Source organism: Flavobacterium sp. XS2P24 (assembly GCF_030010285.1).
GTDB classification, from domain to species: domain Bacteria; phylum Bacteroidota; class Bacteroidia; order Flavobacteriales; family Flavobacteriaceae; genus Flavobacterium; species Flavobacterium algoritolerans.
On the sequence record NZ_JASCRU010000029.1, the window covers coordinates 1 to 13,489 of the forward strand.

The 13,489-nt window shown below is 33.6% G+C and carries 10 protein-coding genes; 3 read left to right on the forward strand and 7 right to left on the reverse strand.

Features of this window, described 5'->3' with window-relative positions; genetic code table 11:
- Window positions 1-133 precede the first annotated feature (133 nt).
- From QLS31_RS13980 to ychF, 6 genes are all read right to left on the reverse strand, one after another.
- Window positions 134-2,869 (reverse strand): DNA gyrase/topoisomerase IV subunit A, encoded by a 2,736-nt coding sequence (locus QLS31_RS13980; RefSeq protein WP_282744359.1) that lies wholly within the window; start codon window positions 2,867-2,869, stop codon window positions 134-136.
- A gap of 53 nt (window positions 2,870-2,922) precedes the next feature.
- Window positions 2,923-3,528 (reverse strand): hypothetical protein, encoded by a 606-nt coding sequence (locus QLS31_RS13985; RefSeq protein ID WP_282744360.1) that lies wholly within the window; start codon window positions 3,526-3,528, stop codon window positions 2,923-2,925.
- A gap of 49 nt (window positions 3,529-3,577) precedes the next feature.
- The gene (locus QLS31_RS13990; protein ID WP_282744361.1) at window positions 3,578-3,763 is read right to left on the reverse strand and encodes a hypothetical protein; all 186 of its coding nucleotides are present in this window, start codon (window positions 3,761-3,763) and stop codon (window positions 3,578-3,580) included.
- Window positions 3,764-3,774: 11 nt separating this feature from the next.
- Window positions 3,775-5,637: a DNA topoisomerase IV subunit B gene (locus QLS31_RS13995; protein WP_282744362.1), complete on the reverse strand. Its 1,863-nt coding sequence runs from the start codon at window positions 5,635-5,637 to the stop codon at window positions 3,775-3,777.
- A 163-nt stretch (window positions 5,638-5,800) separates the two neighbouring features.
- Entirely contained in the window at window positions 5,801-6,322 is a 522-nt protein-coding gene (locus tag QLS31_RS14000; RefSeq protein WP_282744363.1) for an NAD(P)H-dependent oxidoreductase, read from the reverse strand.
- 376 nt (window positions 6,323-6,698) lie between these two features.
- Window positions 6,699-7,793 (reverse strand): redox-regulated ATPase YchF, encoded by a 1,095-nt coding sequence (gene ychF / locus QLS31_RS14005; protein WP_282744364.1) that lies wholly within the window; start codon window positions 7,791-7,793, stop codon window positions 6,699-6,701.
- A gap of 305 nt (window positions 7,794-8,098) precedes the next feature.
- Here ychF and QLS31_RS14010 point away from each other — a divergent pair, with 305 nt between their 5' ends.
- Both QLS31_RS14010 and QLS31_RS14015 read left to right on the forward strand, forming a co-directional pair.
- Window positions 8,099-10,807 carry a TonB-dependent receptor gene (locus QLS31_RS14010; protein WP_282744365.1) on the forward strand — a complete coding sequence of 903 codons (2,709 nt, stop codon included), beginning with the start codon at window positions 8,099-8,101 and terminating at the stop codon, window positions 10,805-10,807.
- Window positions 10,808-11,245: 438 nt separating this feature from the next.
- Complete coding sequence (locus QLS31_RS14015; RefSeq protein WP_282744366.1) at window positions 11,246-11,782, forward strand: hypothetical protein; 537 nt, start codon at window positions 11,246-11,248, stop codon at window positions 11,780-11,782.
- 84 nt (window positions 11,783-11,866) lie between these two features.
- On the opposite strand, the gene QLS31_RS14020 is transcribed toward QLS31_RS14015, so the two are convergent.
- The gene (locus QLS31_RS14020) at window positions 11,867-12,217 is read right to left on the reverse strand and encodes a 4Fe-4S dicluster domain-containing protein (RefSeq protein WP_282744368.1); all 351 of its coding nucleotides are present in this window, start codon (window positions 12,215-12,217) and stop codon (window positions 11,867-11,869) included.
- Between the two features lie 135 nt (window positions 12,218-12,352).
- On the opposite strand from QLS31_RS14020, the gene QLS31_RS14025 reads away from it, so the two are divergent.
- On the forward strand, window positions 12,353-13,411 hold the full coding sequence (locus tag QLS31_RS14025; protein WP_282744369.1) for an acyl-CoA reductase: 1,059 nt from the start codon (window positions 12,353-12,355) through the stop codon (window positions 13,409-13,411).
- Window positions 13,412-13,489: the final 78 nt, after the last annotated feature.

The following is a 13,489-nucleotide window of genomic DNA, read 5'->3' on the forward strand; positions in this document are numbered from 1 at the left end:
CTATTATAACAACGAAAGAATTAAATCAAATTTAAACAAAATGAGCCCGATAAAATATCGAGCTCATTATTATCAAAATTAATTATAAATTTGTCTAACTTTTTGGGTGCAGTCTATTTCAGGAGCTTTTTATTTATTCTAAAGACAAAGTAATCTGTCCGTCATCTTCCAATTGAATATCAGAATCATCAGCATCCGTTTCTCCTTTTACTTCTAAATCCTCAGGAATAACCTCAACAGGGATTTCATATGGCAAAGGTTCCAGCAGGTTTACTTGTTTCAACTTATCGGTTGTCAATTGATTCCCTAAAGCCTTAAATCCTTTTACCGAAATAAACGATTCTATATCTACCGTCATTGCCTCTTTTTGAACTCCTTTTACTTTTGTAAAAATTAATTCAGCCACAGGGCGATAATCCGTTGATACAATCTCTAATTGTGAATTAGGATGTTCCGTGATAAAACTTTCTTCTTTATTCTCTGTTTCCACTAAGAAACGTTTGATGTAATAACGTTCTTTTTCTCCATCATAATAAATCGCCGAAATTGGTTTCTTAGGAATCCATTTCTCCAAAACCACCATATCTTCATCAAAATGAGTCGATAATTCTGGTGTAATTACTTTTATTTTTCCAGATTGCGATATGACCAAAATTTTATCATTAGGCCTGAACTCCCCTAACAACTCCCCTCTTGCATCTACGTTTAATCGTTGAACGGTATCATCAAACCAAACTTTTCTTGGCAATAAAGTAGAAATACCTTTTTCCTTCAGTTCTATTTTTTTGATTGGATATTTGGTTACCAAATTCCCTTTGGAAGCACGACCTTTTATCGCTAAACTGGCAAAATCAATATCGAATTTCAATTTTTTGACACTTCCTACCTGACGCAATAATATCGTAATTACTTCAGCTTCTCCATTTGGATTACAAGAAAAATACAATACTTGTGAACCAGCAGTTTCATTGGTCAAATCGTATGCTTTGTCTCGGGTAACTCCTGAAACATTGAATCGTTTGATATAAGAAGGCCCAGATTTTCCATCGCGGTAAATCATGTTATAAATGGTACGCTTATCACTTTTGTCAAAAATAGCAATGTGAATAATATCTTTACCCACGAAGGTTTTCGCATCAACTTTGGTAATCATCATTTTTCCATCACGCAAAAACACGATAACATCATCAATATCAGAGCAATCCGTAACGTACTCGTCTTTTTTCAGGCTCGTACCTACAAATCCTTCCTCTTTATTGACGTATAATTTAGTGTTTCTTAAAACTACTTTGGTCGCTTCAATATCATCAAAAATACGAAGTTCGGTTTGGCGTTCCCGCCCTTTTCCATACTTCTCTTTTAATTTGGTAAAATAGGCAATAGCAAAATCAATCAGATGTTCTAAATTGTGTTTTACTTGTTCGATATCGCCTTCCAACGCTTCGATTTTGTCTTGCGCTTTATTGCTGTCAAATTTGGAAATACGCATGATTCGAATATCCAATAAACGCAGAATATCGTCTTCGGTAACAGCGCGTTTTAAATGTTTTGTGTGTGGTTTCAAACCATCATCAACGGCCTTAATTACCGTTTCTCTGGTCGTCATTTCTTCAATGTCACGATAGATTTTATTTTCGATAAAAATACGTTCCAAAGAAAGAAAATGCCATTGTTCTTCCAGTTCACTCAATTGAATCTCCAATTCACTTTTCAGTAATTGTACCGTTCTATTGGTTGAAATTTTCAACATATCCGAAACCCCGATAAACAACGGTTTGTTATCTTCAATCACACAACCCAATGGTGCCACCGAAGTTTCACAAGCTGTGAAAGCAAACAATGCATCAATGGTTTTATCTGGAGAAACACCTGGAAAAAGATGAATTAATATCTCGACCTCAGCAGCGGTATTATCCTCAATTTTCTTGATTTTGATTTTCCCTTTATCATTTGCTTTCAAAATACTGTCAATCAAAGTCGTCGTATTTGTAGAAAACGGAATTTGGGTAATCACCAAAGTATTTTTGTCTAGTTGACCAATTTTGGCACGAACACGAATACGTCCGCCACGCAATCCATCATTATAATTAGACACATCGGCAATACCTTGCGTCATAAAATCCGGATACAGTGTAAAAGGTTTCCCCTTTAATATTTTTATAGAAGAATCGATTAATTCATTGAAATTATGAGGCAACACTTTCGTCGAAAGACCAACAGCAATACCTTCAGCTCCTTGTGCCAAAAGCAATGGAAACTTCACCGGAAGATTGTTTGGTTCTGCTCTTCGTCCATCGTAAGAAACGCCCCAATCGGTAATTTTTGGACTGTAAATAACCTCCAAAGCAAATTTAGACAAACGCGCTTCGATGTAACGAGAAGCTGCAGCGCCATCACCCGTTAGGATATTCCCCCAGTTCCCCTGACAGTCAATCAATAATTCTTTTTGTCCAATTTGCACCATTGCATCTCCAATACTCTGATCTCCGTGAGGATGATACTGCATGGTGTGACCTACAACATTGGCAACTTTATTATAACGACCGTCATCTAATTCTTTTAGAGAGTGCATGATACGACGTTGAACCGGTTTAAAACCATCTTCAATCGCCGGAACGGCACGTTCAAGAATCACATACGAAGCATAATCCAGAAACCAGTCCTTATACATCCCAGTAACTTTGGTAATGGTATCGTTTCCGTCTTCTTGATTATCGTAAAAATGCTGGCCTTCAAAAGATTTAGCATCTACTTCAATAATTCCGTCAGCATCATTCTCTTCTTGATTTTCATCAATAGAATGATCTTCTGAATTATTTTCTTCGTCCTGACCTTCTGGGATTGTGTTATCGTCTTCTTCGTCTTTCATTTATTTTGTTAACAGCTTTTAGTTAACGATTTTTAGTTAACAATTAAAAAAAATCAATAATTTATATAACCTTTACTTTTTAAAAATAAATATTCTTCTTGTTCATCTTTACTATCTTCAACAAAATATTTAATACCAAATTTTTTAAATAAAGCACTCATATCTGAATAACAGTATTTTTGAAATCCATCCAAATTAGTTGAACTTCTAGAGCCAATACAGCTTATACAAAACTCATCATACCCTATAATTCTGTTTTTATTGTCTCTAAACAAAATCATATGTCTGGGGTTGTAACAAGCAGCGGACATTTCATGAGAAACACAAGTATCGCAAACCATTAAATTCAAAAGTTCTTTTTCTTGCTTTTTATTTAAAATAACTCTCTCTTGTATCATGGTACTATCGAAGGTTAATTTAAAATTATCTACTAATTCTTTTTGAAATGGTCGTTCTCCCTTATGTTTTAGTGTATCCCAAAGAATTCTGTCATAGTAGGAAACTAATTCAACTTTTGAAATACCTTTCAAAGGAAAATCTCTTTTAACGATTCCTTTACTAACTGATTTTACAATAGGCACTCCTATTTCATTTTGTGTTTCCCCGTTTTTACAAGAAAAAATTAAAATACTGGTCAAAATTATTATCAAATATTTCATTAAATATATTCTATTGAATAGTAATCAATTCTAATTTTGTGCTAAAATGCTAAAAAGAATATTTCTCTTTACAAACATGTTCTTCCTTTGCAACTTCAATTCCATTTTTATCCATCTCTTTTTTTACAATTGTACTACATTCTTTATGATCATTACTCCTTATAATAAAAAAGGTAGTTGAAAAACTAATCACAAATAGTAAAGCGATAAAAATTAGTGTTCTTTTTTTAGGCATTTTATAAATATTTAAACTTTCTCGATTACATCTAATTCTACCTTCAAATTCTTGATAATAAATTCTTGTCTGTCTGGCGTATTTTTCCCCATATAGAAAGACAATAATTGTTCAATAGAAGTATTTTTGTCCATCATAATTGGATCAAGACGAATGGTTTCTCCAATAAAATTCTTGAACTCATCTGGAGAGATTTCTCCCAATCCCTTGAATCGTGTGATTTCCGGTTTTGGCTTTAGTTTTTCAATAGCATCTTTGCGTTCTTCATCAGAGTAGCAGTATATTGTTTCTTTTTTATTTCTAACCCTAAAAAGTGGCGTTTGCAAAATATACAAATGTCCTTCTTTTATCAATTCAGGAAAAAACTGAAGAAAAAACGTAATCAATAGTAATCGAATGTGCATCCCATCGACATCGGCATCCGTTGCAATAACGATATTATTGTAACGCAATTTTTCCAATCCGTCTTCAATATCCAAAGCCGCTTGCAGTAAATTGAATTCTTCATTTTCATAAACAATTTTCTTGCTCATTCCATATGAATTCAAAGGCTTACCACGTAAACTAAAAACCGCTTGTGTATTTACATCCCGTGATTTGGTAATAGAACCTGACGCCGAATCTCCCTCAGTGATAAAAAGGGTACTCTCTAAACTTTTAGGATTTTTGGTGTCTGGAAGATGCGCCCGACAATCCCTTAATTTTTTATTGTGCAAATTCGCTTTTTTGGCACGATCTGTCGCTAATTTTCTAATACCGGAAAGTTCTTTCCGTTCTCTCTCCGCTTGAAGAATTTTTCGAAGTAAAGCATCCGCAGTTGCAGGATTCTTGTGTAAATAATTATCTAATTTGGTTTTTACAAAATCATTTACAAAAGTACGTACCGAAGGCATTCCCGGTTCTGAACCCATATCAGTCGAACCTAATTTGGTTTTGGTCTGTGACTCAAAAACAGGTTCCATAACCTTTATACTTACCGCACTTACAATGGATTTTCTAACATCAGAAGCTTCAAAGCTTTTGTTATAAAACTCCCGAATAGTTTTCACTAACGCTTCCCTGTAAGCCGCTAAGTGCGTTCCTCCTTGTGTGGTATTTTGTCCGTTTACGAAAGAATGGTATTCTTCGCTGTATTGTGTTTTACTGTGTGTTAAAGCGACTTCGATATCGTCGCCTTTCAAGTGAATGATTGGATATTCCAAATCATCAGCATGTATTGTTTCTTCCAATAAATCTTTTAGACCATTCTCCGAAAAGTATTTTTCACCATTGAATAAAATAGTCAAACCATTGTTCAAGTAACAATAGTTTTTAAGCATTTTGATTACATATTCATATCGGAATTTGTAATTTTTGAAAATCGCTTCATCCGGAATAAAAGTTACTTTAGTTCCTTTTCGTTTAGTGGTATCAATTACATCTTCTTCGAGAACCAAATTTCCTGCAGAGAATTCCGCAGCTTTTTGTTTTTCGTCTCGAACAGATTCTACACGAAAATAATTGGACAAAGCATTAACGGCTTTTGTCCCTACTCCGTTCAAACCTACAGATTTCTTAAATGCCAAGGAATCGTATTTTCCTCCGGTATTCATTTTAGAAACCACATCAATCACTTTTCCTAACGGAATTCCACGTCCGTAATCTCGAACAGTAACCGTTTTGTCTTTAATCGTTACCTCGATAGTTTTACCGGCACCCATAACAAATTCATCGATACAGTTATCGAGTACCTCTTTTAGAAGAATATAAATACCATCATCTGGGGAAGATCCGTCGCCCAATTTCCCGATGTACATTCCGGGACGCATGCGAATATGTTCTTTCCAGTCGAGTGACCGAATATTATCTTCGGTATATTGATTTTGTTCGGACATTGTAAAATTTGTGGATTTGGTGCTAATGTAGTGTAATTCGATAAAATTTAAAATAGGAAGCCATCAAAGTTATCAAGAATGATATTGACAACCGATTGAGGATTTAGAATTAATGATTTTAGAATGCAGATTTCAAATTGATATTGATTTTTGATGTTCAAATTTAAAAATTCTTGATAATCTCTTTCAATTGATTGTCTAATTCAGGATTAGAAATTTTACCGTTTACAATATCAAAATTAGCATCAAAACTAGGAAGTGAAAAAGCAGCCTTAACGTTTCCGCCATAAAATGGAAAAGCTTTTTTAGCGATTTCCAAAACACTTGCGCCACCTCTGGCTCCCGGAGAAGTTGCCATCAACAACATGGGTTTTTCCTGAAAAATTTTTCCTGTAATTCTGGAACACCAATCAAAAACATTTTTGAAAGCCGCTGAATAATTTCCGTTATTTTCAGCAAGAGAAACCACTAGAATATCTGCGGTGGCAATTTTAGCCAAAAATGCTTTTGCCAGCTCGTGCTGACCAATTTCTTTTTCTATATCAACAGTAAATATGGGCATTTGGAAATCGTTTAAATCCAATACCTCTACTTCGGCATTTTCAAAAAGATTTGCTGCGTACGTTGCTAATTTTTTATTGATAGAGTTTTTGCTGGGGCTTGCGCCAAAAGCGATTATTTTCATAATATTTTATTTTTACTAAAAGTAATAAAAATTGGCTCTGATGCAAAATAATTAGACACAGATTCACACATTTTGAAAACGAATAAGAAACTATGAAATCTGATATTAACCGAAAGCTATTTTACCCCGGATTACTTCACTAAGGCTTTTATTTTTAATTGGAGTTCAGTGAACTTTGTTTACAACGGAAAGCATTTATCAGATCAATCTTATTTTTTCTTGATAAAAAAGAGCGACCAAAGGAAGCTCCTTTTTTGTATTAGAAAAAAGAGATTGATAGAAAAATCTTAAAGTGTAAAGCTGGATTAGGTGCATAAAAAAAGTCGAAAGCTATTGCTAACTTTCGACTTTATGATTTTTTATTTTACGCCTTATTTTAGACGTTGAATCTAAAGTGCATGACATCACCATCTTTAACAATGTATTCTTTTCCTTCTACTTTAAATTTCCCGGCTTCTTTACATTTAGCTTCTGAACCATATTGAACAAAATCTTCGTAAGCAATAACTTCGGCACGGATAAATCCTTTTTCAAAATCAGTGTGAATAACTCCAGCAGCTTGTGGCGCAGTTGAACCAACATCTATAGTCCAAGCACGAACTTCTTTGACACCTGCGGTAAAATAAGTTTGTTGTTTCAATAATTTGTAAGCGGCACGAATCAATACTGATGCTCCTGGCTCACTTAAACCCATATCTTCTAGGAAAACCTGACGTTCTTCGTAGCTTTCTAATTCGGTGATATCAGCTTCAGCACCTACAGAAAGCACGATAACCTCAGCATCTTCATCTTTTACCAATTCACGAACTTGATCTACATATTTATTTCCGTCAACTGCTGAATTTTCATCAACATTACAAACGTACAATACTGGTTTTGCAGTAATCAATTGAAAACCTTCCATCAAAACTTCTTCGTCATTATTTTGTGGCGTAATAGTCCTAGCTGATTTCGCTTGAAGTAAAGTCTCTCTAATTCTGTTCAACAACGCTTCTTCAACGATTGCTTCTTTATTTCCAGTTTTAGCGGCACGTTTTACTTTTTCCAAACGTTTTTCAACATTTTCTAAATCTTTCAACTGCAACTCAATATCGATTGTTTCTTTGTCACGAATTGGATTTACATTTCCGTCAACGTGAACAATATTGTCGTTATCAAAACAACGCAAAACGTGAATAATAGCATTACACTCTCTAATGTTTCCTAGAAACTGATTTCCTAAACCTTCACCTTTACTGGCTCCTTTTACCAATCCTGCAATATCCACAATATCAACAGTAGCCATTTGCACTCGCTCTGGCTTTACTAATTCTTCCAGTTTTTCTATTCTGGAATCCGGAACATTCACAACACCTATATTAGGTTCGATAGTACAAAAAGGAAAATTCGCACTTTGTGCTTTTGCATTAGATAAACAATTGAATAATGTTGATTTTCCAACATTTGGTAATCCTACAATCCCTGCTTTCATATGTAGATAATATTTATTTTTTTAATAGAATATTGTATCGCAATCCTAATTTGTTTAAAAAAACTGAAGGATTGTGACATTATGATCATTTTGTTTACCAATAACCGTTACCAGTTAAAAGTTTAGCTATTACTTTAAAAGTTTGCAAATATAAGATTTTATAAATGTTTAAGTAAGTAAAAATTGCAGTTTAAACAGGCTTAATATGTTTTTTATAAAAAATTAAACGATGTGCCAATCTTTTGTTAAAAAAAAATTATATTGCAGCCGATTTTAAACCAAACAAAAACCAAACACAACTTATTATGAAAAAATTTGCATTATTATTATTTCTATTAAACGTCTCGTTTCTTTTTGCACAAAAAGAAGTCTCGGGGGTTGTAAAAGATAACACCGGCAATGCTTTGCCTGGTGTAAATATTATTGAAAAGGGAACTCAAAACGGAGTTTCTACCGATATGGACGGTATGTACAAGATTAAAGTAAAAGAGGGCGCTACTTTAGTTTTTAGTTATGTAGGGTTTTCTAAATTAGAGAAAGCTGCTACAGATGCAGTAATAAATGTTGTTTTATCCGAAGAAGGTGGACAAAACCTGGACGAAGTTGTTGTTACGGGTAGCAGAATGGCCGCTAGAACTAATACAACATCTGCACTTCCAATAGATGTATTATCATCAAAAGACATGATGTCGACAGGTCAAGCAACATTTGACAAAGCATTACAGTACAGAATCCCTTCATTTAACACGGTAAACACACCGGTAAATGACGCAACTTCGCTTTTGGATCCTTATGAAATCAGAAACATGGGACCAAGTAGAACATTAATCCTTATTAATGGAAAACGTAAAAACTTAAGTGCGTTAGTTTATGTTCAAACGTCTCCAGGACGTGGTGAGACAGGAGCAGACATTTCTGCAATTCCTACAGATGCTATAGAAAGAGTGGAAATACTTCGTGATGGAGCATCTGCTCAATACGGTTCTGATGCTATTGCAGGAGTTATGAACATCATATTAAAAAAGAACACTAACGGAGGATCTGCAACTCTTAGAACTGGAGTTACCAGTGAAGGAGACGGAGAAATGTATGGTATTAGTATCAACAACGGTACTACAGTAGGTGATAAAGGATTTATTAATTATACGCTAGATTTCTCTAAAACAGAAATGTCAAATCGTCCAGGAACTGTAGATGCGGGTGGTGAATTTAATTACTGGGGAGGAACTACTGCTGGAGTAAACACTCTAACTGACATACAAAACTTTTTATCTAAACGTCCTGATGCAGGGAATATTAATGGGGCTCCAGAAACTGCTGCCGCTAAATTCTTAGTGAATGGTGGAAAAGAATTAAGCGAAAATGCACAGGTATATTACAATGCAGCTTATGTGTATAAAAAAGTAAATTCATTTGCAAATTACAGAACGCCATATTGGAGAACTGCAACAGATTTCCCTTATTTACCATCATTATATGGTAATGGTACACTTGCTTCTTATCAAGGCTATGTCCCTACATTTGAAGGAGAATTAAACGATTATAACGCAACATTAGGATACAAATTCAACAAAGATGGTTGGAACGGAGATGCTAGTATTACAACTGGTGGAAATCAACAAAATTATACTGTTTCAAATTCTCATAACCGTTCTAAAGATGCCAGCGGAGATTTTATTTACGCTCCAGACCCAACTTTTTATAGTGGACCACTACGCTTTAACCCAGGCGGTGTAGGATTTACTCATTATGTTGGGAACATAGACATTAGTAAACAAATTTTTGACAACTTCAGCATTGCATTTGGTTCTGAATTTAGAACAGAAATATTTGAAGTAAGAGCAGGCGATGAAGCTTCTTATGTAGGGGTTGGAGCTGATTCTTACCAAGGAAATACACCTGAGAATTCTGGTAAATTTAACCGCTACAATATTGGTTTTTACGGTAGTGCTTCTTTGGACATAAATGAAGATTGGTTAGCAGAAGGAACTGTTCGTTATGAGGATTATAGCGATTTTGGCAGCAAAGCTGTTTGGAAAATTAGCTCAAGATATAAATTTGCAGATGACAAAGTTACTTTAAGAGGTTCTGCTTCTACTGGTTTTAGAGCACCTACTTTACATCAAATATACACTCAAAAAGTACAATCTTCATTTGGTGGTGGAGGTATTCAGTTAGAAGGAATTATAAATAACGTTTCTTCAGCTGCAAGACAAAATGGGATTGAAAATTTAAAAGCAGAAAGTTCTACTAACTATACTATCGGACTTGGAGTAAAACCTTCAAAAAACTTTAGCGCAACTTTAGACTATTACAATATTAGTGTAAAAGACCGTATCGTTTTAGGAGATAAAATCACATACAGCCCGGGTAATATTCAATCATGGTTCACAAATGCAATTGACACAAAAACTTCTGGTTTAGACTTAGTTGCAAATTATAGAAACATTGAATTAGGTAGTGGTAAATTAACCGTAAATCTTTCAGGAAATTATACTTTGGAAAACAAGCTAGATGGTCCTGTTCGTAACATAGCTAGTGTTCAAGCTGTAAATCAATCCGTATTTGGAGCAACACAAGAAGCTTTATTACTTACTTCTCGTCCTAAATTCAAATACATAATTGGAGGAGACTACGAGATTAATAAATTCTCATTCTCACTAAACAATACGGTTTTTGGACCTGCAAAATTCAAAAATGCTGATTTATATGACAAAGCACTAACTGTCGAGTTTTTAACTAAAATGGTTACAGACTTAGGTGTTTCATATAAAGCAACAGAAAAAGTTACTTTAAATTTAAACGTAAATAACTTATTTAATGTGTTACCAGAATGGAAATTAAAATCTGATGGGTCAGCTGGTGCTGAAGCTATCGTAAACAATCCTACAACATTAAAAAATCAAATTAATGATTTGACATTCAACGGTCGTTATTCTCAAATGACGTATGATGGATCGCACTTTAGCCAATTAGGAACAATGTTTAATTTATCTCTAAACTATAAATTCTAATTCATTTATTGAATAAATCAAAAAGGGCTGTCGAAAGATAGCCCTTTTTTTATTTTGCTCATTCTCTGTGAAATTAGTGATTATAAAGCATCTGCAACTGGAAAACAATTTTATCATAAAATTTCATTCTGGAGTGAATCACGCAACATTACACCTCAAGAAGGACGAAAAGAAATAATTGCTAATGATTTCTACAGTTCGTGTTTTTACCTTAAAACGAAATACAATTATTTTATATCTAAATGATTTTTAAATCATTAAAACAATTTACCAAAAAACTATAAACATGACACTTTTGCAATTGTTACTAGACAAAATTAAAAATATTGTATTTAGCTTCCTTAATGTAAATTATATAATCTTTTATCATAATTACGTAACAAGTACTCAACCAGAGGATTGTAAATTAGCTTTATATTAATCCTAAAATTAAATATTATGAAGACTCTAATTCTTGGAATGGTTGCTTTTCTATTTTCAGTAAATATTCAAGCTCAAAATAAAAATGTTAAATCCGAAATTAAAACGACAATTACTACTGTAAAGAACTCTGACGGCCAAAAAAAATCAGTAAAAACTCAAGAAGTCAAAGAGATTCAAAAAATCGAATTAAAAGACGCAGAATCTAATGCCTTAAACAAAGAAAGAAAAGAAACTCCGGTTGAAGTGACAGCTATTACTAGCATTACCGCAAATGGAGTTACAAATATTGTTGATGTAGATAGATCCGCATATTATGATTTGAACGGGCAAAAATATGAAGTCAAACTAGCTGACAGTGGATATACAATTTACCAACCTAATGCTGAAAAAGCCGCTGTTTTGAGAAAAACATCAAACAATAACTATATTTATAGTTCAAAAAATAAAACTTCTTATGGTTACTTTGATGCCAATGGGAATTTAGTTTTAGAATCTTATGATGACAAAACAGACAAAATTACGGTAGAAACTTTTGTAATTATCAAAAAATAATCTGTTTCCTAGTACCTCAAAAAAAATCCTGTTTGCCGTGGCAAACAGGATTTTTTTTATTGTAAAAATATAAAAATTTTATCTTTATTCGTTATGTAAAAACGCTTGCCTACTCAATAACGTTTCTTCACTTTCCACATGATTATCATCCGGAATACAACAATCTACAGGACATACTGCAGCACATTGTGGCTCATCGTGAAAACCTTTACATTCTGTACATTTTCCGGGTACAATGTAATACACTTCATCAGAAATAGGAGTTTGAGCTTCATCAGAATCTACTTCTGTACCATCCGGCAAAATTACTTTCCCTTTAAGTTTTGTTCCGTCTTTATATCTCCAATCATCTGCGCCTTCGTATATTGCTGTATTTGGGCACTCTGGTTCACATGCACCACAGTTAATACATTCGTCTGTTATAATAATTGCCATTTTTCTATAGTTTTAAAGTCTTAATATCGAATGTCGAATGTCAAAATTCTTTTGACATTAGGACTTTTGACTTTCGACATATTTATGCTTATTTTTGTACAAAATTACAATCAAAACTATTCATAAGCAAACATTATGACATTAGAAACAAAAAAAAGTGTTTTTGTTGAATTAGGAAAATTCCTAAGTCAATTTTCTGAAGATAATACTTACCGAAATCCGAGTGTTTTGCACAACAATGTGTTTTTTGAAGATTTCATAGCATTAATAAAATTATCTCAATCCCATAATGGATGGTATACACCGGAGCAAGTGTATTTTGCTATTCAATCTTGGGCAGAAGCATTAACTGCAGAAAACTTAAATCAATGGCTTTCGGCTTATGACTTTCCAATAAAAGAACCTAAAAATATCGCCTTAATTCTTGCTGGAAATATTCCGTTAGTGGGTTTTCATGATTTCCTTTCAGTTTTAATTACAGGGAATAACGTATTGGTAAAAACATCTTCAAATGACCAACATTTGTTGCCTTTTTTAGCAAAGTACATCCTGGCAGTTGCCCCTGAATTAGCCAATAACATTACTTTTGTAGAAGGGAAATTAGAAAATTTTGATGCTGTAATAGCAACAGGAAGCAATAATACGGCACGTTATTTTGAATATTATTTCAAAGACAAACCTTCTATCATTCGAAAAAGCAGAAACTCAATTGCTGTCTTGAATGGAAAAGAAACCAAAGAACAACTAGCAGCTTTAGGGGAAGATATATTCCGCTATTTTGGATTGGGTTGTCGCAATGTTTCAAAACTTTTTGTCCCAAAAGGATATATATTTGATACGTTTTTTGAAGCCATATTCGAATACCAAGACGTAATACATTATGAAAAATACGCTAACAATTACGATTACAATAAGGCTGTTTTCCTAATGAGTAATTTTAAATTATTAGACAATGGGTTTTTGACAATAAAAGAAGATCAAAGCCACGCCTCCCCTATTTCTAGTGTGTTTTATGAGTTTTATGATGATATCAATGAATTGAAAACAAGATTACAATCAGAAAACGAGCAAATTCAGTGCATTGTAAGTGACAATCTTATAGAGGACAGCATTGGTTTTGGACAAACCCAAAAACCTAAATTATGGAATTACGCGGATAACATCGATACTATTTCGTTTTTGTTAACAACATAGCTGAAATATGTTTAATTATTTCGAATTATTTAACGCCTTTTAAATTCCTATTGCCGAAATTTGCACTTTAATTTTTTG

Excerpts from the sequence above, each read along its gene's own strand:
- QLS31_RS13980 (WP_282744359.1), bottom strand. The coding sequence starts at position 2,869 with ATGAAAGACGAAGAAGACGATAACACAATCCCAGAAGGTCAGGACGAA.
- QLS31_RS13985 (WP_282744360.1), bottom strand. The coding sequence starts at position 3,528 with ATGAAATATTTGATAATAATTTTGACCAGTATTTTAATTTTTTCTTGT.
- QLS31_RS13990 (WP_282744361.1), bottom strand. The coding sequence starts at position 3,763 with ATGCCTAAAAAAAGAACACTAATTTTTATCGCTTTACTATTTGTGATT.
- QLS31_RS13995 (WP_282744362.1), bottom strand. The coding sequence starts at position 5,637 with ATGTCCGAACAAAATCAATATACCGAAGATAATATTCGGTCACTCGAC.
- QLS31_RS14000 (WP_282744363.1), bottom strand. The coding sequence starts at position 6,322 with ATGAAAATAATCGCTTTTGGCGCAAGCCCCAGCAAAAACTCTATCAAT.
- ychF (WP_282744364.1), bottom strand. The coding sequence starts at position 7,793 with ATGAAAGCAGGGATTGTAGGATTACCAAATGTTGGAAAATCAACATTA.
- QLS31_RS14010 (WP_282744365.1), top strand. The coding sequence starts at position 8,099 with ATGAAAAAATTTGCATTATTATTATTTCTATTAAACGTCTCGTTTCTT.
- QLS31_RS14015 (WP_282744366.1), top strand. The coding sequence starts at position 11,246 with ATGAAGACTCTAATTCTTGGAATGGTTGCTTTTCTATTTTCAGTAAAT.
- QLS31_RS14020 (WP_282744368.1), bottom strand. The coding sequence starts at position 12,217 with ATGGCAATTATTATAACAGACGAATGTATTAACTGTGGTGCATGTGAA.
- QLS31_RS14025 (WP_282744369.1), top strand. The coding sequence starts at position 12,353 with ATGACATTAGAAACAAAAAAAAGTGTTTTTGTTGAATTAGGAAAATTC.